Source organism: Thalassotalea fusca (assembly GCF_053485835.1).
Genome location: NZ_JBQRUN010000030.1, coordinates 1 through 22,316, shown reverse-complemented (window position 1 = coordinate 22,316; position 22,316 = coordinate 1). Strand labels below are relative to the sequence as shown.

General features: G+C 40.2%; 26 protein-coding genes. 14 read left to right on the top strand and 12 right to left on the bottom strand.

Annotated features, from left to right (window positions below):
• Positions 1 to 110: 110 nt before the first annotated feature.
• Both ACSLUK_RS19465 and ACSLUK_RS19460 read right to left on the bottom strand, forming a co-directional pair.
• Entirely contained in the window at positions 111 to 1,307 is a 1,197-nt protein-coding gene (locus tag ACSLUK_RS19465; protein ID WP_448550460.1) for a hypothetical protein, read from the bottom strand.
• Between the two features lies 1 nt (position 1,308).
• The gene (locus tag ACSLUK_RS19460) at positions 1,309 to 2,610 is read right to left on the bottom strand and encodes a tyrosine-type recombinase/integrase (protein ID WP_448550459.1); all 1,302 of its coding nucleotides are present in this window, start codon (positions 2,608 to 2,610) and stop codon (positions 1,309 to 1,311) included.
• A gap of 125 nt (positions 2,611 to 2,735) precedes the next feature.
• Between ACSLUK_RS19460 and ACSLUK_RS19455 the strand changes: the two genes are divergently transcribed.
• Positions 2,736 to 3,149, top strand: a complete 414-nt coding sequence (locus ACSLUK_RS19455) for a dUTP diphosphatase (RefSeq protein WP_448550462.1) — start codon at positions 2,736 to 2,738, stop codon at positions 3,147 to 3,149.
• Between the two features lie 15 nt (positions 3,150 to 3,164).
• Here the strand turns inward: ACSLUK_RS19455 and ACSLUK_RS19450 are convergent, their stop codons facing one another.
• Genes ACSLUK_RS19450 through ACSLUK_RS19435 form a run of 4 tightly spaced genes read right to left on the bottom strand, consistent with a single transcriptional unit; the run spans position 3,165 to position 5,371 of the window.
• Complete coding sequence (locus tag ACSLUK_RS19450) at positions 3,165 to 3,620, bottom strand: protein tyrosine phosphatase family protein (protein WP_448550458.1); 456 nt, start codon at positions 3,618 to 3,620, stop codon at positions 3,165 to 3,167.
• Position 3,621: 1 nt separating this feature from the next.
• Positions 3,622 to 4,059 carry a DUF6691 family protein gene (locus ACSLUK_RS19445; protein WP_448550457.1) on the bottom strand — a complete coding sequence of 146 codons (438 nt, stop codon included), beginning with the start codon at positions 4,057 to 4,059 and terminating at the stop codon, positions 3,622 to 3,624.
• A gap of 2 nt (positions 4,060 to 4,061) precedes the next feature.
• Complete coding sequence (locus ACSLUK_RS19440; RefSeq protein ID WP_448550456.1) at positions 4,062 to 4,496, bottom strand: YeeE/YedE family protein; 435 nt, start codon at positions 4,494 to 4,496, stop codon at positions 4,062 to 4,064.
• A gap of 5 nt (positions 4,497 to 4,501) precedes the next feature.
• Positions 4,502 to 5,371 (bottom strand): MBL fold metallo-hydrolase, encoded by an 870-nt coding sequence (locus ACSLUK_RS19435; RefSeq protein ID WP_448550455.1) that lies wholly within the window; start codon positions 5,369 to 5,371, stop codon positions 4,502 to 4,504.
• Between the two features lie 167 nt (positions 5,372 to 5,538).
• On the opposite strand from ACSLUK_RS19435, the gene ACSLUK_RS19430 reads away from it, so the two are divergent.
• From ACSLUK_RS19430 to ACSLUK_RS19415, 4 genes are all read left to right on the top strand, one after another.
• Positions 5,539 to 5,838 carry an ArsR/SmtB family transcription factor gene (locus ACSLUK_RS19430; RefSeq protein ID WP_448550454.1) on the top strand — a complete coding sequence of 100 codons (300 nt, stop codon included), beginning with the start codon at positions 5,539 to 5,541 and terminating at the stop codon, positions 5,836 to 5,838.
• A 28-nt stretch (positions 5,839 to 5,866) separates the two neighbouring features.
• Positions 5,867 to 6,622: a sulfite exporter TauE/SafE family protein gene (locus ACSLUK_RS19425; RefSeq protein WP_448550453.1), complete on the top strand. Its 756-nt coding sequence runs from the start codon at positions 5,867 to 5,869 to the stop codon at positions 6,620 to 6,622.
• A 164-nt stretch (positions 6,623 to 6,786) separates the two neighbouring features.
• The gene (locus ACSLUK_RS19420; protein ID WP_448550452.1) at positions 6,787 to 7,467 is read left to right on the top strand and encodes a DUF2726 domain-containing protein; all 681 of its coding nucleotides are present in this window, start codon (positions 6,787 to 6,789) and stop codon (positions 7,465 to 7,467) included.
• Between the two features lie 292 nt (positions 7,468 to 7,759).
• Positions 7,760 to 8,437, top strand: coding sequence for a DUF3313 family protein (locus tag ACSLUK_RS19415; RefSeq protein ID WP_448550451.1), 678 nt, complete (start codon positions 7,760 to 7,762; stop codon positions 8,435 to 8,437).
• Positions 8,438 to 8,495: 58 nt separating this feature from the next.
• Here the strand turns inward: ACSLUK_RS19415 and ACSLUK_RS19410 are convergent, their stop codons facing one another.
• The gene (locus ACSLUK_RS19410) at positions 8,496 to 9,134 is read right to left on the bottom strand and encodes a porin family protein (protein ID WP_448550450.1); all 639 of its coding nucleotides are present in this window, start codon (positions 9,132 to 9,134) and stop codon (positions 8,496 to 8,498) included.
• A gap of 212 nt (positions 9,135 to 9,346) precedes the next feature.
• Between ACSLUK_RS19410 and mtnN the strand changes: the two genes are divergently transcribed.
• From mtnN to ACSLUK_RS19390, 4 genes are all read left to right on the top strand, one after another.
• Positions 9,347 to 10,057 (top strand): 5'-methylthioadenosine/S-adenosylhomocysteine nucleosidase, encoded by a 711-nt coding sequence (gene mtnN, locus ACSLUK_RS19405; protein ID WP_448550449.1) that lies wholly within the window; start codon positions 9,347 to 9,349, stop codon positions 10,055 to 10,057.
• A gap of 12 nt (positions 10,058 to 10,069) precedes the next feature.
• Positions 10,070 to 11,023: a cobalamin biosynthesis protein CobD/CbiB gene (locus tag ACSLUK_RS19400; protein WP_448550461.1), complete on the top strand. Its 954-nt coding sequence runs from the start codon at positions 10,070 to 10,072 to the stop codon at positions 11,021 to 11,023.
• Between the two features lie 63 nt (positions 11,024 to 11,086).
• Positions 11,087 to 11,470 (top strand): rhodanese-like domain-containing protein, encoded by a 384-nt coding sequence (locus tag ACSLUK_RS19395; RefSeq protein ID WP_448550448.1) that lies wholly within the window; start codon positions 11,087 to 11,089, stop codon positions 11,468 to 11,470.
• A gap of 6 nt (positions 11,471 to 11,476) precedes the next feature.
• Positions 11,477 to 12,112, top strand: a complete 636-nt coding sequence (locus ACSLUK_RS19390) for a trimeric intracellular cation channel family protein (protein ID WP_448550447.1) — start codon at positions 11,477 to 11,479, stop codon at positions 12,110 to 12,112.
• 35 nt (positions 12,113 to 12,147) lie between these two features.
• On the opposite strand, the gene ACSLUK_RS19385 is transcribed toward ACSLUK_RS19390, so the two are convergent.
• The 4 genes from ACSLUK_RS19385 to tyrS form a co-directional block, all read right to left on the bottom strand.
• On the bottom strand, positions 12,148 to 12,762 hold the full coding sequence (locus ACSLUK_RS19385) for an outer membrane beta-barrel protein (RefSeq protein ID WP_448550446.1): 615 nt from the start codon (positions 12,760 to 12,762) through the stop codon (positions 12,148 to 12,150).
• A 148-nt stretch (positions 12,763 to 12,910) separates the two neighbouring features.
• On the bottom strand, positions 12,911 to 13,267 hold the full coding sequence (locus ACSLUK_RS19380; RefSeq protein WP_448550445.1) for a ribonuclease E inhibitor RraB: 357 nt from the start codon (positions 13,265 to 13,267) through the stop codon (positions 12,911 to 12,913).
• A gap of 27 nt (positions 13,268 to 13,294) precedes the next feature.
• Positions 13,295 to 13,831, bottom strand: a complete 537-nt coding sequence (locus ACSLUK_RS19375) for a hypothetical protein (protein WP_448550444.1) — start codon at positions 13,829 to 13,831, stop codon at positions 13,295 to 13,297.
• A 90-nt stretch (positions 13,832 to 13,921) separates the two neighbouring features.
• Positions 13,922 to 15,118, bottom strand: coding sequence for a tyrosine--tRNA ligase (gene tyrS, locus ACSLUK_RS19370; RefSeq protein ID WP_448550443.1), 1,197 nt, complete (start codon positions 15,116 to 15,118; stop codon positions 13,922 to 13,924).
• A 162-nt stretch (positions 15,119 to 15,280) separates the two neighbouring features.
• Here tyrS and ACSLUK_RS19365 point away from each other — a divergent pair, with 162 nt between their 5' ends.
• The 3 genes from ACSLUK_RS19365 (at position 15,281) to ACSLUK_RS19355 (ending at position 18,146) form a co-directional block, all read left to right on the top strand.
• On the top strand, positions 15,281 to 16,672 hold the full coding sequence (locus ACSLUK_RS19365) for an OapA family protein (RefSeq protein ID WP_527252150.1): 1,392 nt from the start codon (positions 15,281 to 15,283) through the stop codon (positions 16,670 to 16,672).
• A 3-nt stretch (positions 16,673 to 16,675) separates the two neighbouring features.
• The gene (locus tag ACSLUK_RS19360; RefSeq protein ID WP_448550441.1) at positions 16,676 to 17,809 is read left to right on the top strand and encodes an anhydro-N-acetylmuramic acid kinase; all 1,134 of its coding nucleotides are present in this window, start codon (positions 16,676 to 16,678) and stop codon (positions 17,807 to 17,809) included.
• 145 nt (positions 17,810 to 17,954) lie between these two features.
• The gene (locus ACSLUK_RS19355) at positions 17,955 to 18,146 is read left to right on the top strand and encodes a hypothetical protein (protein WP_448550440.1); all 192 of its coding nucleotides are present in this window, start codon (positions 17,955 to 17,957) and stop codon (positions 18,144 to 18,146) included.
• A 115-nt stretch (positions 18,147 to 18,261) separates the two neighbouring features.
• On the opposite strand, the gene ACSLUK_RS19350 is transcribed toward ACSLUK_RS19355, so the two are convergent.
• Positions 18,262 to 20,433, bottom strand: coding sequence for a M3 family metallopeptidase (locus ACSLUK_RS19350; protein ID WP_448550439.1), 2,172 nt, complete (start codon positions 20,431 to 20,433; stop codon positions 18,262 to 18,264).
• A gap of 287 nt (positions 20,434 to 20,720) precedes the next feature.
• On the opposite strand from ACSLUK_RS19350, the gene zur reads away from it, so the two are divergent.
• Positions 20,721 to 21,161, top strand: a complete 441-nt coding sequence (gene zur / locus ACSLUK_RS19345; protein WP_448550438.1) for a zinc uptake transcriptional repressor Zur — start codon at positions 20,721 to 20,723, stop codon at positions 21,159 to 21,161.
• A 313-nt stretch (positions 21,162 to 21,474) separates the two neighbouring features.
• Complete coding sequence (locus tag ACSLUK_RS19340) at positions 21,475 to 21,939, top strand: chemotaxis protein CheX (RefSeq protein ID WP_448550437.1); 465 nt, start codon at positions 21,475 to 21,477, stop codon at positions 21,937 to 21,939.
• Positions 21,940 to 22,316: the final 377 nt, after the last annotated feature.

The window sequence follows — 22,316 nt, the reverse complement described above, 5'->3', positions numbered from 1 at the left end:
ATATATTGTGGGTTACTATAATCAATTGCGACCGCATCAATACAACGGAGGCTTAACTCCAAACGAATCTGAAAAAAGATACTGGGAAAACTATAAAACCGTGGCCAATTTTACTTGACCACTACAGATTGAACATGAGTTACGCGATGCGTATTTTGCATTTTTTTATAGTTTTTAAGTTTTGTCTTTTGAGCATCAGTAGGCTGCATTGTCATCCAGCAATTTAACCAATAGAAAATTAATGCCTGACTCAATAGAGTTGGCTTAACCTCTTTCTTGCCCTCAATAAAAAGTAAAAGTTCATAAATAAATTCACGTGAAATTAATTTCGATTTTTTGGCGTATGGTGGACCATTTAGGTAAATTGGCACCTTGTTATTTTTATAGACGTATTCATGCAACTCATCTACACGATCACTTTTGATTAACTCCTGAGTTAACAATGACTTTAGTAACAAACAGCAATAGTTATTACCACAAAAAGCTATAGTTAAAATCTCTTTAGCCAAATTTTGAGTTTGAGACTGTCCAGTTTTATAGCTATTCATGCTCTTTTGCCATGAGTGAGTTGTGAATTTAGAGTTTTTAAGCAGCTCGATTAAACTAGAGATAGCCTCATCTAAATAGAGGTATAAAAGTGATATAGAGTAAGAAAAACTGTGCATCAATAATTTTGCTGATGCCACTTGCAAATACACATTTTCCATCTGATTTTTTTCAAACTCACTCCGTAGCCATCTAATCTCTTGAAACCAGAGTGTTAGAGGCTGTTGTGTTGGCTTATAAGGTATGAGTTTGGTTTTTGTTAAAATAGAAGAAAGTACAGCTTCTTCTTGCCGTGTTAAGCCTTTAGCTACTTTAATAGCATTTAACAGGTATTGTTTAAGTAAATGGGCGTATGAGTTTGTAAGGCCCCTTTCAATCAACTCACTTTCATAATTTTTTATAATTTGATATTGGTCATTCACATCAAAATTATAATGATTGATGTATTCAAGAAAGCGCTTAAACGATTGTTTCGTATTAGCGCTTTGTAATGATGCGCCATAATCTTCAGGGTTAAGCTCTATATCAATACTGTAATTAACCAAAGTACTAAATAACAACTTTCCGGTTTCATTTTTAGTTCTGCACTTTATAACTATGGTGCCACCGGTTTTTCCACATGCTATATTGAATGTTTGAAAACGGTCATTCATTTTCGCTGGTAATTGCGTTTTAGATTTAGGCTTTAAGTTAAAAGCTTTTTGAATTTCAGATATTTGGCTATTTTCACTCGTGCTTGACTCTGCTTTTTTAGGGCTCATATTATTTAGCCTCCATGCGAAGCATATCGTCAACAAAGCGGATATACAGTGAGGTGACTCTTTTCATGTTTTCAGGTGTTGTGCTATGCCCAAGCAAACCTGCAACTTCTATGATTACAGCATCACCAGAATTCACCGAGTGGTGATCTCTTCCTTTTAATTTTTTATAAAACGTATCGGTAGCAAATGTATGTCTACAATGATGAAACACAGCTTTATTTTGATCTGATATATAAAGGAATGAATATTTAGGATTAAGCTTAATTAAACGGTTGCGAACTCTTGAAAACACTCCATTGGCAAAGCTCTCTTGAATTGCACTACCATTAGTTGCATTGTCGTTTGTTACAAGTAAGGTTTCGGCACTTTTAGAATCGTTTCTTTCACTATCATAATAAGATTTACACTTTTTAAGCAATTTACGGTCAATATATATGTAACGAGATTTCCCCCCTTTTGATTTTGTTATGTAGTATTTAAAAGACGTTTTATCTGTTGACTCCAACTCGTCAAATAATGTTAGAAATCCAGGATAAACATTGCCCCCATATGAGTAGTCATTAAGAAGAAGCTTGGGCAACTCCATTCTTCTTAACCCGGTTAACCAGCCAAATAACAAAGTTAGCTTTTCTTGTTTGTTTTTACATTGACGAAGTAAAGCGCTTCTCGTTGATCGAGATAAGTATTTATATGCCTTATTTCTTTTGGTATTTTCGTTAATCGCCTTTTTCTTATTTTTACCGACTCGAATGTGCTTTATTTCACATATACCCAATTTGGCAAGAAAAGTGTAATACGCATTAAGAGCTTGGACTGAATTATCGACACTTGATTCACCTTCGTTTAGCTCATCAATTAAGTAGCTATTCACATACTGGTTTAGCTCTTTCTCTCCGATTTGAGTGTGGTAATGAATATTTGTATTAAGTTTATTTTTACTAATAGATTTATTTATATAATTTAGAAAATAAATTATTTTACTTATAAACACATTTATTCTTTCATCCGTAATGTCGTGCTCTTCCAAAACAGTTTCAAATTCTTTATTTACTGTTTCTACAATCTTACGTTTATAAATAACATTATTAGAAAATAACCACTGGCTGAATATTGTTGGGTAATAAATTGGATTGCTTCCACCTTCAATAATTAGATAGGTTTCATCTATTTGGGTTGAACCTATTTCAAAGTTTTTTAACTTACTCTTAAATATCATTTTTACCTCTGGATAAAATACTACTGAGAAAAGAAAAGTAGTGAAAACTTTTGAAATTGCCAACGTAAAAATAAATAAAATTATCAATTATTTCTTATGGTTATGGAATTAGTATACAAAGAATGGAACTAAGGGTATCTGTATTATGGTATTTATTTAGAGGCTAAGTGAATCTATGAAAACTGTCTAAATAGCTAGGTCTAGAGAAAGATATATTCCACTTTGGATTAAGTTTACGTTTAATGTCAGGTAATGCTATCAACACTATTGCTGAAGAACTTGCAAGCGAGTTGACCCAACCAACTGACGAGACAGATTTTAAACTAGCGCTCGAAACATTGGCATCTGCTGCAGTGACAAGCAAAGCGTTTGACGCGCGTGCTCTTGCCAACTGTATGAAGCTAATGGATATGGATTTAGATGAACTTTTCCGACAGTATGTTGGCAAGAATACCCTTAATTTCTTTAGACAAGACCATGGTTATAAAGACGGCACATACATTAAAGTGTGGCATGGTGAAGAAGACAACGAAGTATTAGCAAAAGTAGTTAAAGTATTAGATGCCAATGCCGATGACTTCCAATCTCAAGTATATCAGGCACTTGAGAACAACTACCCTAAATAATTATTGCAGAAGGCGTTAGCCTTCTAGCGATAAAATATCCGCCACTTGAGGCTGCAACTTGGTTAACCCAGCTTGTAGCCCGAGTGTCATGGCATCTACCGCTGATGTTTCTTCAAGCCAAAACGCCGCCAAAGCAATTAAGGCACCAACCCGATTGCCGCTTGCGCAATGCACTAAGCAAGGCTGCTTCTGTGCTAGAATGTTCAACAAAGCTTTTGCCGCATCCTGAGTAAAACTTTCGATTTCAGTTACCGGAATAACATAGTAGTTCATGCCTAATTGGTGAACTAATCTGGCTTCGTCATAATCAATCTTTTCTGATGTTGGTCTCAGGTTTACGATGTTTACTGCACCTGCAGCTGCCAATCGTTTTAAATCATCTTGTGTAGGCTGTCCACCAACAATCAAATCCGGGCTTGGAATCAGTGCATTGATCATATCTAGTTGATTGATTAGCGCTTGATTTATCATCTTAGTTCACCTGTTGCTTGGCTATCAGCGACTTGCGCTTTAGCATATGGGATAATTGAAAGCCGACAAACATGCAAAAAACGAACAGCAATGTTTCTTGTTGAAAGAACACTAATCCTGAAATGGCAGGACCAGGACAATAGCCAGACATTCCCCATCCAATACCGAACATAGCGGCACCACTAATCAGACGAATGTCGACCTGCTTATTTAATGGTAAGTGGAATTCATCATCAAATATGGGCTTTTGTCGATTTATTACCAGTCGATAACCAATCGTAGTCACTAACAATGCACCGACCATGACGAACATCAAGGCGGGGTTCCATTCACCAGCTACATCAAGAAAACCCAAAACAATTGTCGGGTTGACCATACCTGACATCGACAATCCTAAGCCAAACAACACTCCAGACATGAGTACAAGCATTAACTTCATGGCTAACCCCCAAGAACGTGGCGAGCGATGAAGACCGTCACCGCAGCAAAAAACATGAAAATGAGCGTTGCAATAACAGAACGTATAGAAAATCGCCCGATACCACATACGCCATGCCCACTCGTACAACCACTCCCCCAATGCGTGCCAAAGCCCACCAAAAGGCCGGCAACAACAATGACCCAAGCGGGAGGTGCTTGCCTAAATGGCAATGCGAGTTCCCAAGTTTGGCTATATATCAATGCTCCAATTAGTAAACCGAGCAAGAACAACCAACGCCATAAGCGACCACTGCCATCAGTACTATTCATTGCTGCCGTCGCTATGCCGCTAATTCCAGCAATTCGACCTATACTTATCATCAACAATAAGGCTGACAATCCGATCAAAATACCGCCGAATAGCGGCGCAGAATAATTCATCAACAACTCAAGCATTTTACTTATTCCTCACCTGGCAGCGTCGTCGGCAGTTTAAGAAAGCGTGTTCCACTCCCCTCTTTTTCGGGTAACTTTCCTGCAGCAATATTCACCTGTACGGCGGGGTAAATTAATTTGGGAACCGCTAATTGCCTATCTCGTTGCTCACGAAAATTGACAAAATCACTCTCGTTATTTCCATCATTTACATGAATGTTATGTAACCTTTGTTCTGCAATACTCACTTGACACACTGGGGCACGCCCATCTTCCGGATAGTCATGACACAAGAAAATACGCGTATCTTGTGGTAAAGAGAGAATTTTTTGAATCGACCGATATAGCACCGCAGCATCCCCACCGGGGAAGTCACAACGCGCTGTGCCAAGTTTAGGATGAAACAATGTGTCGCCAATAAACGCAGCGTCTCCAATGAGGTAAGTTACGCTATCATTAGTATGACCAGGTGTAGCCATTACACGTACGGGTATTTGGCCGAGCATGAAACTATCACCATCGCTAAAACAATGATCAAACTGTGAACCATCAACTGCAAATGATGTTCCTAAATTAAAAACAGTGCGAAAAGTTTGCTGTACCTGTGTAATCCCTTTACCAATTGCGATTTTTGCGCCTGTTTTATCTCGAAGATATTGTGCCGCGGTTAAATGATCCGCATGAGCATGAGTTTCCAATATCCACTGAACGTCTAGATCATTCGCGGCAATATAATCCAATAACGCGTTAGCTGACGTATATTCACAAGCCCCCGAAGGAAGATCAAAATCTAGCACAGGATCAATGATCACGGCCTGATTGCTGTGCATGTCTTTGACAACATAACTAAAAGTGCCTGTTGCTTCGTCATAAAAATTCTTAACACAGGGATTCATTAAACCATTTCCTCAAACTACATCACGGAAATAATAGCACTGGCCTTTTAAATAAGTCAAAACTAAATTAGCCGTTGCTAATATTACAATTATAGCTAGAATAAGGAGGCTTTGAAGATTTCGCTAATTGAGATAGTATGCTCGAAACAAGCTAAGATGGGTCTGCTGTGAATATTGAAACCTCGCTACTTGATGGCGCAAAACAAACCGCTAATTTATTAAAAGTGATGGCAAATGAAAATCGCTTAATGATTTTATGTACTTTAATTGATCAAGAGCTTTCGGTTTCTGAACTTAATGAGCACATCCCCTTAAGCCAATCAGCGCTATCACAGCATTTAGCCGTTTTAAGGCGAGAAGAAGTAGTCGAGACGAGAAGAGCATCACAAACGATTTACTATCACGTGAAGAAACCAGAAGTGATACGCCTTATTTCGGTACTACACGAGCTTTTTTGTCCCCAATAAGCGTTTACTAACCACGAGAATATAACTATTGTCCACACTTGGTGTTTTAGGAGCCTTATTCATTGGCTTAAGTTTAGGGTTGTTGGGCTCAGGTGGCTCTATTCTTACTGTGCCAGTACTGCTTTATCTATTTGATCAACCAGAACGTTTAGCAATCGCCAGTTCAATGGCTATTGTAGGTGCGATAGCCTTTGCCGGAGCATTACCCAACATTCCCAAACGCCAAGTTAACTGGCGTTGCGTCATCTTATTTGGCATTCCGGGTAGCATCGGCACTTATTTCGGCGCGTTTGCGTCACAATTTGTTTTACCGAGTGTACAACTCATTACATTCGCCCTTGTAATGCTACTAGCGTCATATTTTATGCTGAGAACAAAGGTAATCGATGTTTCTGAGCCCTCTGCAGAGCGTTCACACCTAAAAATAACCCTCGATGGATTGCTTGTCGGAATTTTGACAGGGTTTGTCGGTGTAGGCGGTGGCTTTCTCATTGTGCCAGCTTTAGTATTATTGGCCAGACTCCCTATGCATCAAGCCGTTGGCACCAGCTTGATGATTATCGCATTCAAGTCAATTACTGGCTTCGTCAAATACTTAGATGTTTTAGCACAAGAGCAGTTATCGCTCGATTGGCATACGATAATATTGGTATCTGTTGTGGGTATATTAGGAAGCTTTTCAGGTAATTGGCTGGGAAGCAAGATACCACAAAACCACTTGAAAAAAGGCTTTGCGTTATTTCTGATCCCAATGGCAGTTTTTATCATTAGCCAAAATATTTAGGGCCAATTAAATAACCACAATTTATACCGATTAAAATACATTGGCATAAGGTAAACGATCCCTTCAGATCCACTTGATCTTTAATACATGATATTTGGCATAAATACTGCAACAACTCTCGTGTATTGGCGATTTGTCAAGATTTTGAATAGTTGAGGATGTTTATGGAACTTATACTTTTTGCGATGATTAGCTTAATTGTTATTGTGGCGCTATTAGCAAGCCGTTTGAATGATAATAGCTTTCCGTTTCCTTTCGACAAAAAGCAGACCGTATTCACGCCTGCTGAAAAGAATTTCCAAACTTTAGTTGAAAGAGCGCTTGGCCAAGATTACCGTGTGCTAAATCGTGTTAAATTGTCGGATATCGTGACAATTCGTAATGGTGTTTCAAATCGCGCCAGTCAAACTGCTAGGGCGAATGCTGACAACAAGTATCTAGATTTCGTTATTTGCGATCGTGAAACTATGAAGCTAATTGGCACGCTTGACCTAGTGGATACTAACGGCAAAGGTTACAAAGTCAAAAAAGACTGGTTTGTGAGCGGTGCGTTAGAAGCCGCATCAATTCCACACATTCGCATTAAGGTCAAACCTAACTATAGCGTGGATGAAATCCGAGCCTGCATATTCAGTCGCCTATTGGGCACAACAGCAAATCAACCAAAGGTTAAAGGCAGAGTCATTCCTGCACCTTTAGTAAAAGCAAGGCCAAAAACAACGGGTGTATTGTCAAAAGCTGCTGCTCGCTTGCAAGCAGAGCAAGAACAACTGGCTGCGCCGAGTGCATCGCAATTACAGCATTCTCTCAATAATAAACATACTCCCGCAGCACTACCGCATTAGTAATGGGAAATACGATACACAAGCCATACAATAATGCGCAGGTATTCATTCCGTTGAACTGAATATCTGCGTTTTTTATTTGCAAACAACTAACCCATAAAATTAAACAACTGCATTACGATTTGTAACAACATTGTCTTGTGTCTTTCATATAATCAATACCAATTGAATTAAATATTTGATGGAGAGTGACTACAACGGCATCCATTTGCTTTGTTCCCACGATCCTGACATAGCTCTGAACTGGTCCAATATTTATTTCACTTGGTATATAACAGATGCAAGGAGAACTATGATGAGAGCAATTTTTGTCGCATTAGTAACATTGACTATGATTGGCTGTGCGAGTCAAACACAAGTCCCCCAAGAAACCTCCGGTTTTTTGTCAGGCTACCATAACTTTCGTCCAAACCCTCAGCAAGAGAACTCATGGATTCGTACAAGTGAAGGTTTCGCGCGAGAAACATTGACCAGCTATAACAAAATCGCTTTAGCACCTATTGAGATATGGTTAAGCGATCAGTCGAAATTTGATATTCAAGACAAAGAAAAACAGCAACAACTAACACAGTATTTTGAGCAACAAATCCGTACAAAAGTTGATAGTAAATATGAGTTTGTACCGCATGGCACACCAGATTCATTGTCAGTCCAATTGGCGTTGACCAATATAGAGGTGCTAGATCCTGAAATCATGGTGCGTGATTTTTTGCCTATAGCTATGGCACGTAACGCCGTACAAAGCACTTATCGACTAGCGGCAGCGAAAAAAGCGGTAATAGGTGCAGCGAGTTTAGAAGCCAAATTTGTCGACACTAATACGAACAATGAGTTGATAGCTGTAGTAGTTAATAGTGAATCCGATGAAATGAATGTGGCAGACGAACCTGAGAACATTGACAGTATAAAGACAATCGTTGAAATATGGGTTGATCGTTTGGCTGCAGCTTTACAACCCAAAGACAAGTAGTTACTGATAGAGAAGCTAAGGAAACCCCTTAGCTTCTCTACAGCACTGTTTCATTCAATTAGAAATGATAGGTCGCACCGATAGAGATCACGTCAGTGTCTTCACCATCGCTATCCATTTTTTCAAATTCTGCTCTTAGCATGAAGTTGTCAATTTTATAGCCAATTCCTACGCCATAAAATACATCAGTACCGTCATCACTTTCTGAACCGCTTTGACTGATTGTGAATGATTGATCATTGTGAGTTTCAACACCACTATAGGTCGTTGTAACTTTACCGTCCCAGCTAAATGCCCCAATTTTCGCGTACAAATGTGTCGCATCATTTAGCGGTAACTTGCCCACTAAATTAACTAAAAAGCCATTTAATTCACCCGTTACTTTTACATCAACATCATATGACCAGTTAGGTTCTGCATATTGTTCATTCATACCAAATGACAATTCACCTAAATCAGCGTAACCGCCTTCAATAGCGAAATGTTCGCTAATTTGATAACCAGCAATAACTTTAAATGCTGTACCACTGTCATCAAGATCTACGCTAGCTGGCAAACCTAAATCAGTTTTTGACACGTCAAATTTTGATTGGCCAACAAAGCCGCCCAAATACCACTCTTGTGTGTTATTTAGTTCATTTGCCTGTGCGACAGTTGCTGTAGATGCTAATAAGAGTGCAACAATGCTTCTTTTCACTTTAAGTTCCTTTTGAAGATTTCGAATTAATTTCGTAAATCAATTGTAAATGAAGGCGCGAATTCTAGTTGCATGCCGTTTGCGTAGCTACCGAGAATCTGTATCAAGATGTAAATTCCGTATATTTTTTGTCTAGTTAGCTTAAAGCACTGGCAACAAAGCAATGTCAAGGCGTATAATTCCTACATTATTACCTAAGAGTGTTTCGAGAAATGAAAGCCGGAATTATAGGCGCGATGGAGCCTGAAGTAGCCATATTGAAAAAACAACTAACAAATTGCCAAGAAGCAAATCATGCTGGCTTCACATTTTACAGCGGTCAATTGAATGGGCATGAGGTAGTAATTGTGCAATCTGGTATCGGTAAAGTTGCCGCTGCGTTAGCTACAGCGTTGTTAATTGAACACTTTTCACCAGACTACGTAGTAAACACTGGTTCAGCTGGAGGATTTGATCAATCATTGAAAGTTGGCGATATCGTGGTCAGTTCTGAAGTACGTTATCATGATGTTGACGTAACAGCATTTGGTTATGAAATAGGTCAACTTCCAGGTAATCCGCCTGCCTACATCCCACATGCTCAGCTAGTCGATGCTGCGAAGCAAGGTATTGAAAAGTTAGATGATATTCATACGCTAGTTGGATTAATTACAACGGGTGATACCTTCATGACTGCAGATGATGATATTGCAAAAGCACGCAGAAATTTTCCCACGATGGCTGCGGTAGAAATGGAAGGTGCAGCCATTGCTCATACCTGTCATCAATTTAATGTGCCATTCGTTATTATTCGCTCAATGTCAGACATTGCAGGTAAAGAGTCACCGACCTCTTTTGAAGCATACTTGGAAACCGCATCTGTAAACTCATCAGCACTTGTTGGCCATATGCTTGATGCACTAGATGGGCAAACATTAGCGTAAGTTTGCATATTGATGGAGCACTTACCGTCACTGTCGAGCTACCAGCCAGTTATTGTGCTGGTAGTCGCTATTATTGCTAAATATTGCTATCAAATAACGGTGCCCTCAAGATCTAGCTTTTTTACTTTTTATTGCCACCAGTTAGCAAACAAAGTAAACCCGCCTAGTAACAGCCACCAACAACAAAAGATAGCTGGTTTTATGGCATTGATTATCACCTTAGTACCGATAATCTTGATATTATGGCTGTTTGAATCTTTTGTCGACGTCGAATTTATTTGGCATTTCATCTTAATGTTCGTTGCTATTGGCAATGTACGGCTTAGCCACTACACGAGGCTCGTTGCCAAACAAGTAACACAGAATGCTAATTATCAAGCGAAAGAGACCTTAGCACCGTTCGTACTGCGTCAAACCTCTCAGCTATCTTCGTTAGGGCTAACAAAAGCGACACTGGAAATGACCATTCTTACAAGGCTTCAACAGGTTTACAGCGTAGTATTTTGGTATTTGGTTGCAGGCCCATTAGTTGCACTTGGATATCGTTTAATCTTAGAAATGCACTATAGTTGGAACCGCAAGCATTCCTCCTATACACAATTTGGTTTGTGGGCAGAAACACTTGTAAATTTGCTGGTTTGGCTTCCTGCCAGAATTTCGTATTTACTCTACTTTGTTACCCACCTATCGACACATAGCCTACTGTATTGGCAACTTACACGTCGCGATTTTTTCTCCCTTGGCAACAACGTAAATTTGTCACTGTTCGCACTGTTACACAATGTTAAACTTGGTGGTGTCGCGATGTATGAACAAACTAAATTGCGACGACGCGCTTTCAATGAGCAGGGGCAACAACCAACGCCCCAAGACTTGATAAAAATTGATCACCAACTAAACTGGCATAGCAGTTTGCTGGCAATAATGGCATTAACAATGGTTATAGTGACAGGATTGGTTACATAGCCTGAAAACAGATTTTCTGTGCAATCAATACGCTCAACAGTAACAGTCCAAAAAGGAATCTAAATGATTAAGTTATTCACATTCGCATTATTATTGTTCACTTTCATTACGATGGCACAAAATAGTCCAGTGATTACGCAGGAACAACTACAAAATTTGCAAAGTGCGCCGGCCAGCATGCCATTTGTATTGCTTGATGTAAGAACCGATGATGAATTCCAACAAGGTCATATAAGCGGGGCATTGAATATATCGCATGATACGCTGTCGCAGCACCTCGCTTTACTGCCACAAGATAAAGCGCAACCAATTATCGTCTACTGTCGCTCGGGTCGTCGCGCAGCTATTGCAGAAGAGTTGTTACGCGAAAATGGCTTCACTAACGTTCGTCATTTGCAAGGTGATATGAAGCTTTGGCAAGCGAATAACCTGCCTATAGAACAATAGCACGATATGAATGAATTGATTTATTGGCTCGATCTCTTTGGCATAGTAGTGTTTGCTTTGTCAGGCGCACTCATGGCTGGAAGGTATCAACTTGATCCATTTGGTGTAGTGGTGCTAAGTGCAGTTACGGCGATAGGCGGCGGCACCATTCGTGATGTAATATTGGGAACGACAGTTTTTTGGGTCGCTGATCCAATATATCTCTATGTAATTTTTGCCACCGCGATCCTAACCATAATTACGATTCGTCAACCTAAACGCATTCCTAAACGATTTTTGCTTGTTGCTGATGCATTTGGCCTAGCGTTATTTGCTGTGCTTGGCACAGAAAAGGCCCTAAATTTAGGTGTTCCCATTTCAGTAGCCATTGTTATGGGTACCATTACTGGTGTTGCTGGCGGCATGATTCGAGATGTACTGTGTAATGTGATCCCAATGATTTTAAGACAAGAGATTTACGCCACAGCGGCAACATTAGGCGGCGGCTTATATGCATTGTTCTATTATTTAGATTGGCAAGCGAATATTGCAATGATTGTTGCAATAGCAAGTGCATTACTGTTGCGACTAGCGGCTATTTATTGGCAAGTTTCTTTGCCTGCATTCCAGCTCATAGAGCCAAATGACAAGCAAGGCAGTTAAAAGGCCTTGCTTGTACACGAGTAGATGTGTCTAAATTAGAATTGATAACTTACACCCACATTTAAGCTATGCAATTCCGCATCGCCCATATGATTGTATTGCACACCGGCATTGAGTCCTAAGCCAAAATCCCAACGATAGTTCCAACCAGCTTCTATAATCAGACCAGCCCCATTCTCGTCAGCAATTTTACGTCGGTTAAGTGCCAATTCATAATCATAGTATTGACCGCCGACTTTAGCGTACAAACTATTTCGTTGGCTAATTGGCAAACTCGCTTTTACGGCAAAAACTAAGGCACTAAATTCGAAGTCGTCTGCAAGTAAATCAAATTGATCGTTGTCATCATTAAAGCAATTCCAATCGTCATTAACATCTTTGAAGCAGTCCCAATCTTCAACTTCTTCCCCTGCTAATAACCCAACTTCTAAGGCAAAGTTCGGCATAAATTGGTAATTGTAGTATAAGTATGACTGAACAACGCCGTCACCATCAGTATCATCGCCTTTATAGTCAAGTCCGGCACCACCAACTTGTACACCAAAAGTGTGTGATTTGGCATCTGTTTGATTATAGGTTTCATATGCTGACGCATTTGATATCGCTAGGCACAAAATCATGCCAGCAGAAAGCTGAGTAAATAGTTTCATTTTAGTTCTTCCCTTGATTTCAAATAAAACTATTATGATGAGGAACTAAGCAAAGCGCTGTGCTACAAGTGTTTACAAGATGTAATTATCTGTAAGATAAAAGTAAGAAAATGATAGGTCAGTGAGAAGAAATAACGATTAAGGAAAGTTAAGCTTCAATGCCCCAACCGTCATTATATCCATTAAACTTGTCAGCTATTTGCTCAAGTTGCGCCTCTTGCGCCACAATGGCATCGTAGTCAGGTATCATGTTAATCGTGCAGTCAACGTCCCAAACGTTTGGAACCTCGTCTGGTTGCAAGACAACTTTCATATCCGGCGCTTTTTCTTTAAGGTAGTCAACCATCATTTGTGCCTGCTCCTTTTTTTCAAACAATTGAAAAAATACCACTGAATGTAGTTGAGTTAAGTCAATACCAGTAGCGTGCATTTCGGCTAGCACTTGACCAGTTTCATCGTTAGGAAAAGACATGGCAACAATAAGTAAAATTGAACATGGACGCATTATAAACACCATGATGTAAATTTGATACTAGCTTTTCGTCAAAGTACATACATTATCAATACATTGAGCTAATTGGGCACTCATAGGTACTGCACAGTCACCGATGTCACTCTTTTCCCCCTGATAACGCTTTAACAAGGCAGCACCAACAGTGTTAATTGCTACGGTGCAAATTCCCCGACTAAAAGGCACTTGCTGTACCTTGCATTGCGAGTGTGTCACGCAGGTTAGATTATTAAGCAAGATGTCTTGTTGCGCGGTAGAAGCTGGCGTGTTGTCAACAAATATTAAAACCGCTTCTGGAGCAGCTTGATCATCACTGGTACTGTCAATTGGTTCAGCCTGTTGACTAGTTTGAGCGACTTGATTAGTAATGTACTCCTGATGAGCGTCTTCATTGGTTTTTAATAAGTATCCTAACCCAAGTACGATGACGAAAAAACCAGCGAGCACGCCGCAAGTGATAATGAACCATTTACCCATACCAATTCCTAAGCCGATTCGGTTATCTTCTACCATAACGTAAGCGATTAAAAAATACGAATACCAAAACAGCTCGAACATATGGTTATACATATACGAAGGACTGCTACAAAACAAAAAAAAGCCGACAAATGTCGGCTTTTTGAATATATCAAAGGTAACGCGTAGTAATTAGCTAACCGTTACTCGGGCAAATTTACGTTTACCTACTTGGAATACCGCGGTAGTGCCTTTGGTCACAAGTAGTTTGTTGTCTGCTACTTTCTCACCGTCAATTTTTGCAGCCCCTTGCTTGATCATGCGCATCGCCTCAGACGTGCTGCTCACCAAACCAGCATCTTTAAGCAAGTTTGCAATCGCAATTCCGTCTTCGGTCTCAAATGTAAATTCAGGCATTTCATCAGGCATAGCGCCTTTTTGGAAACGATTGATAAACTCCTGATGTGCAGCATCTGCCGCAGATTGATCATGAAAACGCGCAATCAGTTCTTTAGCAAGTTCAATTTTGATATCACGAGGATTCGCTCCTTCAGCAACTTGCGCTTTATAGGCATCAATTTGATCAATTGGCTTGAAGCTAAGTAGCTGATAATAACGCCACATCAAATCATCAGAAATTGACATTACCTTACCGAACATGTCTGAAGGTGTGTCGGTAATCCCAATATAATTACCTAACGATTTTGACATTTTCTGAACGCCATCCAACCCTTCTAACAATGGCATCATTAATACCGTCTGTGGGCGCTGACCTTCCGATTTTTGTAGCTCACGCCCCATTAATAGGTTGAACTTTTGATCTGTACCACCTAATTCAACATCTGCTTCAAGTGCAACAGAGTCCCAGCCCTGAACAAGAGGATACATAAATTCATGTATAGCAATTGCCTGACCGTTAGCGTAGCGCTTTTTAAAATCATCACGCTCCATCATTCTCGCTACCGTCTGGCGAGAAGCTAGCTTTAACATGCCTGCTGAGCCTAGTGGTTCCATCCAAGTAGAGTTGAACGCTACCGTTGTTTTTTCCGGATCGAGAATCTTAAATACTTGCTCTTTATACGTTTCGGCATTAGCCAATACGTCGTCTTTTGACAATGGCTTACGCGTTACATTCTTACCCGTAGGATCACCAATCATGCCAGTGAAGTCACCAATCAAAAAGATAACTTCGTGACCTAGTTGTTGAAACTGTCTAAGTTTGTTAATTAACACTGTATGTCCAAGATGCAGATCCGGCGCCGTCGGATCAAACCCCGCTTTAATTTTTAAAGGCTTTCCTTCCTTTAATTTTTCTAACAATTCTTCTTCTAGCAAGATTTCTTCGGCACCGCGTTTGATTTCGGCAAACGCTTGGCTGACATCGGTCATTAACTTGGCTCCAGTACATTTGTAAAAAACTTTCGACGAATTCTACTGCAATTTGACCTTAGCTGGAAAGCAGAACATTGTTTATGCACATATTAATTTGTTATAGTAAACGACAATCGTCGTAGTTTTTTGCAAGTACTGGGTAGTAACCAATTGAAAGATATAAAAAATTTATTTAAACAGCTGCCCCAGAAGCACCGTGTCGTGATCAGTGTTACAGGCTTAATCCTGTTAGTTTTGTTAATAATTCCTTCAGACAAAGCAACGGCTAGCCGTCAATCAGACTCAGCGCTTGAAATAGGCAAGCGTTATCAACTATCTGTGCCAAGCAACGAAAAACATGCTAACAAAGCCGATTTAGCGGCTGTTGCAGCGCCACAAGCGAACACAAATTCGAACCTTGAAGCATCTGCTAACATTGAAGTAAATGAGCAACCGATTGAACAATTAACGTGGCGTGATACCAAAGTAAAGCGTGGCGACTCTCTCGCTAAGATCCTCAACCGATTAGGCTACAGTGCTAGAACGACCTATGAAGTGTCTCAGGCAGAAGGTGAATTTACTAAGTTGCTTAAAAAGCTAGACGTCGGCGATATCCTTTCTTTTGGCAAGAATCAGGCAGGTAAGCTAGCTGCGATAAAATACCCATTGTCCGCGACTGAAATCCTCCATGTACATTTGGAAGATGATAAATATGTGTCAACCAAAGAAACTAAACCTATTGAAACGCGAGAAACCACGGCACAAGGAGTTATTCGCAGTAGCTTTTGGAACGCTGGCATAGAAGCAGGTCTTAATGAGGCGCAGATCATTAATCTTGCTGGCATATTTGGCTGGGATATCGATTTTGCGCTAGATATCCGTTCAGGCGACAGTTTTCATGTGGTGTTTGAAGAACAATATATTGATGGCGAATATATTGGACCCGGTAAAATTCTGGCGGCCGAATTTATCAATCAAGACGAGCCATTCCAAGCAATACGCTTTACCGATGGCGAGTATTACTCACCAAGTGGCAATAGCATGCGAAAAGCCTTTTTGCGTGCCCCAGTGAACTTTAAATATATCAGTTCCAATTTTAAACCTCGCCGTTTTCACCCTATCCAAAAGCGTTGGAAAGCACACAACGGTACCGACTATCGAGCTAACACTGGCACCCCGGTTGTAGCTGCCGGTAATGGTAAGGTAACGCATTCTACCTACAACAAGTACAACGGCCATTATGTATTTATTCAGCACGGTAACGGCATAGTGACGAAATACCTTCACTTTTCAAAACGTGCAGTTAAGAAAGGTCAGCGTGTAAAACAAGGGGATGTAATTGGTTACGTAGGTTCGACGGGGATGTCAGAAGCGCCACACTTACATTATGAATTTCTGGTGAACGGAGTGCATCGCAACCCACGCACGGTGAAATTACCTGATGCCCAGCCTATCGCGAAAAAATATAAAGATGCGTTTAGTAAGCTTGCTCAACTACGCCTCAATGAATTAGAGGGTTCGAAGCGAGCACTTTTAGCAAAGCAGTCCACGAATAGTCAGGAAGCCCCTTAAACCATGCTAGATATTGGCGAGGACGCTAAGCTTTATTTGGGCATTATGTCTGGTACAAGCGCAGACGGCATAGATCTGGCCTTAGTCGATATACAGGGCTCGACGCCTCAATTGATTACATTTGATTTTGTGGCGTTCGATCACTCGTTACGAGAACAAATAGTTTCACTATACTCACCTGCTAATAACGAAATTGATCGCGCACAGAGCTTAGGCATTAGTCTAGCGAAAGCATACGCAGATGCAGTTAAACAATTTTTATCTAAAACTGGCTTACCTGCCGATAAGGTTTGTGCAATCGGCAATCATGGACAAACAATTCGTCACCGTCCTAGCATAAGTAAGTTCAACAACGAGCGCTACACCCTCCAAATCGGCTGCAATCAGACCTTATCAACAATAACGAATATAAGAGTTATTGGGGATTTTAGAACAAAAGATATGGTATACGGTGGCCAAGGGGCTCCATTGGTTCCCGCGTTTCATCAAGCAATGTTCTCAAACCAATCCAGAGATTGCTTTGTTGTGAACATCGGCGGTATAGCCAACATTACTTATCTACCCGAAAATTCGGATAAACAAATTAAAGGCTTTGATACTGGACCGGGCAATGCGTTGTTAGACGAATGGTACCAATTGCACAACGATGGAGCGTTTGATCCTTGTGGTCAATGGGCGGCCAGCGGTAAAGTGAATAAACATTTACTTTCACAAATGCTGTCAGATCCTTACTTCAAGTTAGAGGCGCCAAAGAGTACTGGGCGCGAGTACTTCAATTTAAGCTGGTTAAGAGAAGTGTTATCGCCATTGTCGGTTTCTCCTGTCGATGTGCAAGCAACATTAGTCGCCCTTACGGCTATTTCCATTTCAGATGCAATAAAAGCATTATCAAGTAACGCAGTCATTTATGTTGCTGGTGGAGGTGTGTTGAATAATACCTTGATTAATAATATTAAAAGTGAGCTTTCAGGGTTCGAATTTTGCGATATCACCAGCCAAGATCTTGATAGTGATGCCTTAGAGGCCATGGCATTTGCATGGCTAGCCTTCGCTTATGACAAAAAATTCTATGGCAACATCCCAGCTGTGACGGGGGCTGCCCAAAAAGTGGTCCTAGGTATTGAATTTAAGCCATAAAAACACTAGACCTTCTACTCTGACTTTCTATAATGATCCCTCGCAGAATAAAAAAACACCTAAACCGGATTAATATTTGAACTATAATGAGTTCAAAGTATCCAATAATTGTGCTGTATACGTTGGCACATGATGAGGAGGAGCTATGGAATTTAGTGATATTCACATAGGTATGAAGTGTGGTAGTAAAAAAGGCAGTGGCACAGTAACATGGATAGACGGTTCTACCAAAAGAATTTACATGTCTGACACAGAGAAAAATAATAGTTTTGCGGTTGATTTTGACGACATTATCGATGACCCTCAAGTACACAATCGAGAAGATACTTATTACTAATCATATGAATTTTCGATAAAAAAGCTCGTTAAGAGCTTTTTTTGTGTCTGCTTTTCTAACAGTAAATCAATAAATGCTTCAAAGTATCCCTTGAAGCATTTATTGATACGGCATGTTAGTTCACTGGAAATCCGCGATCGCGCATTAGTGCGTCTACGGCAGCATTTCTACCGCGAAATGCGCGATAAGCTTCAGCAGGATCAACGGCATTACGAACACTAAACAGATGTTCCACTAACTTAGCAGCAATTTTTTCATCGTAATAACCCCCTTTAGCATCTTCAAACGCCTCTGCGGCATCTGAAGTCAGCACTTCCGCCCACATATAGCCATAATATGCAGCCGAATAGCCTTCACCACTAAAAACGTGACCAAAATGTGGTGTGCGATGTCTCATCACAATCTGTGATGGCATGCCGAGATTACCGAGTGTTTCTCGCTCGAATGTATCTGGGTCAATATTTGCAGGATCGGTAGTATGTAGCTTCATATCAATAATTGCAGAAGCTAAATACTCTGTCGTTTTGAACCCTTCATTAAACGTTGCAGCTTGCTTGATTTTATTAACCAGCTCTGCAGGCATTGGTTTGCCTGTTTCGTGATGTACTAGATAGTTATTGATAACTTGGTCTGTCGTCAACCAGCGCTCTAATAGTTGCGACTGAAACTCTGTATAATCTCTAACACCGCCATTCAATGTCGGGTAAGCGACCTTAGATGATAGCGCGTGAAGCGCGTGACCAAACTCATGAAAATATGTTTCAGCGTCATCCCATGAGATTAACGTAGGTTTCCCTTCTTGGCCTTTACTAAAGTTAGAGTTGTTTGATGAAAGTACGTTAGTTTTTCCGTCAAAGGTAGTATGACTTCGATAACTTGTTGCCCAAGCACCTGATCGCTTACCTTTGCGCGCAAATGGATCTAAATACCATAATCCAATATGTTCACCAGACGATTTGCTCGTTACTTCCCATACCTTCACATCTTCGTGAAATACAGGAACTGAACCGTCCGTAATCGGCGTAAATTTGAAGTCGAATAATTCACCAGCAACGTAAAACATCGCTTCACGAAGTTTATCAAGCTGTAAGTATTGTTTTACTTCGTTAGAGTCGAGGTCGTATTTTGCCTTTCTCACTTTTTCAGCATAATAGCGATAATCCCAAGGCTTAATCTCTTTCACGCTATCGAGCTTTGACGCAATAGCAAGCATGTCTTTCACTTCTTCATCGACGCGAGCAATCGCCGCAGGCCATACAGCCTCCATTAGCCCAATAGCATTTTCTGGCGATTTTGCCATGCGATCTTCTAAGCGCCAAGATGCATAATTGTCGTAGCCTAGTAAACCAACTCGCTCATGACGTAGGGTAAGTATTTCTTTGATCAACGCGTTGTTATCATATTGATCACCATTGTCACCACGATTGTAATATGTTTCCCATACTTTCTTTCGTAGCTCTCTTTCAGTTGAATAAGTTAAGAACGGTGACATTGATGAACGTGTATTGGTTATTGCATACTTACCTTTTTTACCACGTTCTTCAGCAGCTGCTGCTGCGGTCGCAATAATAGACTCAGGTAATCCACCAAGCTGCTTCTTGTCGAGATACAACACATAGTTTTCTTCATCAGCAAGTACATTATTAGCAAACTTGGTATGAAGTTGCGCTAAGCGTTGATTTATTTCAGCGTATCTCTTTTTCTTTTCACCTGTAAGTGTCGCACCGTTACGCGCAAAACTATTGTACGTTAAAGTAGCCAATCGCTGCTGATCTGGGCGTAACGACTTAAACTCGTCGCTGTTGTACACTGTAGCAACTCGCTTGAATAGCTTTTCATTTTGATTAATTTTAGAGAAAAATGCAGATAGCTTAGGTGCAAGGTCAGTTTGAATTTGCCTAAACTCCGGACTAGAGCGATTCGCAGACCAAATACCATAGTAAGTATATAGTCGATTTAGCGCCTTGCCTGAACGTTCCATTTCAACGATTGTGTTCTCAAACGTTGGCGCATTCGTGTTATTGGCAATTTCATCTATTTCAGCCAAATTCGTCGCCATTGCTTTTTCAAAAGCTAACGGCAAACCAATTAACGAAACTTTGTCAAAAACAGGAACACCTTGATATGGCCCCTGCCATTCAGCCAGTAGTAACTCAGCACTTGCTTCAATTGAAGCTTTGTCATGTTGAACTGTTGGCGTTTGGTTAGCGGAATTATCACTCGTTGCATTACAGCCAAGTAATACACCAGACACGAGCATCGCTGATAGTAGTTTATTGTAGTTCATGGAATATCTCTGATCGTTATTCTTATGATTGACCACCCAGAGTAATCGAGTGATTCACTTTAGACTAACAGTAATTTGTAATAATTATTTAACTTCGAGATTACCCGTTAGTCATATAAGAAATCATTCTAGACATAATCAGAGAAGATGTCAGAAAATTAACCGCAAAATTCACACTTTTGACCGCAATACATCGTAGATTTTTATTTCTCGTGAAGTTGGTCACAAGAAACTAGACAAATTTGCTGTGCTAGTTACACTGTTGAAAAAAATAAGTAACGCAGTCTATGTCGATCGAAAAATTATTATTAAGCGCAAAAGCGGCCTGTGAGCGTAGGGGCGCACGCTTTACAGCAGCCCGTGAACAAGTATTTACCTTAATGGCTAAACATGAGGGCGCGATTGGTGCGTATGATTTACTGGAAAAACTCAAAATCCAAGATCCAGCAGCTAAACCAGCCACCGTTTATAGAGCGCTGGATTTTTTAAGCAAGCAAGGATTTGTCCATAAAATCGAATCGGTCAATGCATTTGTACTTTGCCATCATTTTAGCGAATGTGAACACCCAGTCCAGCTACTCATTTGTGACACTTGTGGTCATGTTGAAGAGATACAATCTAATAATTTAGATTTAGCTTTTAAAGCAATGGCGGATGCGAGCGGCTTTGAAATAAGCCATCAAATAGTTGAGGCTCATGGCAAATGCCGAGGCTGCAAAGGCGACTAATCAACTAGGCGCTCGGCAAACATCTTTTAGATGAAGGTCACAAAATTGCCAATATCAGCACGTTGAGTCTATTCTTAGATTCTGAAACTTTTTAACGCGAATATTGGTAAAATGTGATTTACTCGTCGATACTTAAAGCAACTAAGATGCAGCGCCAACTATTGGTGCTTTTCTAACCTTTGTATCAAATCATAATGATAGATCACAAAAGTTGAAGAGTTTCATAGGAAAATTAGCGTCAATTGATTTACATTTGCTAAATAAGTATGCAAAAATCAATACACTAAAATATTAAAGGCTTTGAGAATCATTCATGAATGTAGAGTTTATAAACCCGTTTTTATCATCAATGCTCAATGTCATGTCAACCATGGCTCAAATGGAGCTTACACCGGAAAAGCCAAGACTCAAAAAAGATGAAGTTGCTATGGGCGACGTATCTGGGCTGATAGGGATGGTAAGTGAACAGACTAAGGGCTCTCTTTCTATCACCTTTGATGGCCCATTGGCTATCGCCACCATGAAAGGCATGGTAGGTGAAGGTCCAGATGAAGTAAACGATGAAATCACTGATTTAGTTGGTGAAATTACCAATATGGTCACCGGTGGCGCCAAAAGAATGCTGAGTGAAAAAGGATTTGAATTTGACATGGCAACGCCAATGGTTGTTTCAGGTTCTAACCACACTATCAATCACAAAGCAGATGGGCCGATAGTACTCATTCCTCTAAATTCACCGCACGGTAAAGCCTATATTGAGTTTAGTTTTGACAAATAAAGCTCTCTACCTGAATATTTAGATAATGCCTTGCTGTTGCAGGGCTTTTTCACAATCATCCCATACATGCTAGCTACTTAGCTGATAAATCTCCTCTGTCTTAAAAGCCGTAATAGTGTCAGAAATATTTACAATTCTTCTCCCTTTGTAATGTGTTCATTTTTTAAGCAGTTGTTTTTGTGGGAGCTTATATTAATGGCATGCTCTTTGAGTGTATTTCCAATGAAATAATACCAATCCGCATTAAAGCTTGCCCACCACTGCCCACTTCCTTGAACACATTTTGATGACACGTTTTGTGTCTTTTCTAAAGCTATTCCAAGCGTGACTACATGCGTTGACAATATCCTCATATCCCTTGAACTTTCGGTTGGCTA

What these genes read in the sequence shown, in the direction of transcription:
- ACSLUK_RS19435 (WP_448550455.1), bottom strand. Translation starts at nt 5,371, where the DNA reads ATGAATCCCTGTGTTAAGAATTTTTATGACGAAGCAACAGGCACTTTT.
- ACSLUK_RS19340 (WP_448550437.1), top strand. Translation starts at nt 21,475, where the DNA reads ATGAATGTAGAGTTTATAAACCCGTTTTTATCATCAATGCTCAATGTC.
- ACSLUK_RS19450 (WP_448550458.1), bottom strand. Translation starts at nt 3,620, where the DNA reads ATGATAAATCAAGCGCTAATCAATCAACTAGATATGATCAATGCACTG.
- ACSLUK_RS19355 (WP_448550440.1), top strand. Translation starts at nt 17,955, where the DNA reads ATGGAATTTAGTGATATTCACATAGGTATGAAGTGTGGTAGTAAAAAA.
- ACSLUK_RS19465 (WP_448550460.1), bottom strand. Translation starts at nt 1,307, where the DNA reads ATGAGCCCTAAAAAAGCAGAGTCAAGCACGAGTGAAAATAGCCAAATA.
- ACSLUK_RS19380 (WP_448550445.1), bottom strand. Translation starts at nt 13,267, where the DNA reads ATGCGTCCATGTTCAATTTTACTTATTGTTGCCATGTCTTTTCCTAAC.
- ACSLUK_RS19395 (WP_448550448.1), top strand. Translation starts at nt 11,087, where the DNA reads ATGATTAAGTTATTCACATTCGCATTATTATTGTTCACTTTCATTACG.
- ACSLUK_RS19445 (WP_448550457.1), bottom strand. Translation starts at nt 4,059, where the DNA reads ATGAAGTTAATGCTTGTACTCATGTCTGGAGTGTTGTTTGGCTTAGGA.
- ACSLUK_RS19415 (WP_448550451.1), top strand. Translation starts at nt 7,760, where the DNA reads ATGATGAGAGCAATTTTTGTCGCATTAGTAACATTGACTATGATTGGC.
- mtnN (WP_448550449.1), top strand. Translation starts at nt 9,347, where the DNA reads ATGAAAGCCGGAATTATAGGCGCGATGGAGCCTGAAGTAGCCATATTG.
- ACSLUK_RS19440 (WP_448550456.1), bottom strand. Translation starts at nt 4,496, where the DNA reads ATGCTTGAGTTGTTGATGAATTATTCTGCGCCGCTATTCGGCGGTATT.
- ACSLUK_RS19375 (WP_448550444.1), bottom strand. Translation starts at nt 13,831, where the DNA reads ATGTTCGAGCTGTTTTGGTATTCGTATTTTTTAATCGCTTACGTTATG.
- ACSLUK_RS19385 (WP_448550446.1), bottom strand. Translation starts at nt 12,762, where the DNA reads ATGAAACTATTTACTCAGCTTTCTGCTGGCATGATTTTGTGCCTAGCG.
- ACSLUK_RS19400 (WP_448550461.1), top strand. Translation starts at nt 10,070, where the DNA reads ATGGAGCACTTACCGTCACTGTCGAGCTACCAGCCAGTTATTGTGCTG.
- ACSLUK_RS19390 (WP_448550447.1), top strand. Translation starts at nt 11,477, where the DNA reads ATGAATGAATTGATTTATTGGCTCGATCTCTTTGGCATAGTAGTGTTT.
- ACSLUK_RS19360 (WP_448550441.1), top strand. Translation starts at nt 16,676, where the DNA reads ATGCTAGATATTGGCGAGGACGCTAAGCTTTATTTGGGCATTATGTCT.
- ACSLUK_RS19420 (WP_448550452.1), top strand. Translation starts at nt 6,787, where the DNA reads ATGGAACTTATACTTTTTGCGATGATTAGCTTAATTGTTATTGTGGCG.
- ACSLUK_RS19350 (WP_448550439.1), bottom strand. Translation starts at nt 20,433, where the DNA reads ATGAACTACAATAAACTACTATCAGCGATGCTCGTGTCTGGTGTATTA.
- zur (WP_448550438.1), top strand. Translation starts at nt 20,721, where the DNA reads ATGTCGATCGAAAAATTATTATTAAGCGCAAAAGCGGCCTGTGAGCGT.
- tyrS (WP_448550443.1), bottom strand. Translation starts at nt 15,118, where the DNA reads ATGACCGATGTCAGCCAAGCGTTTGCCGAAATCAAACGCGGTGCCGAA.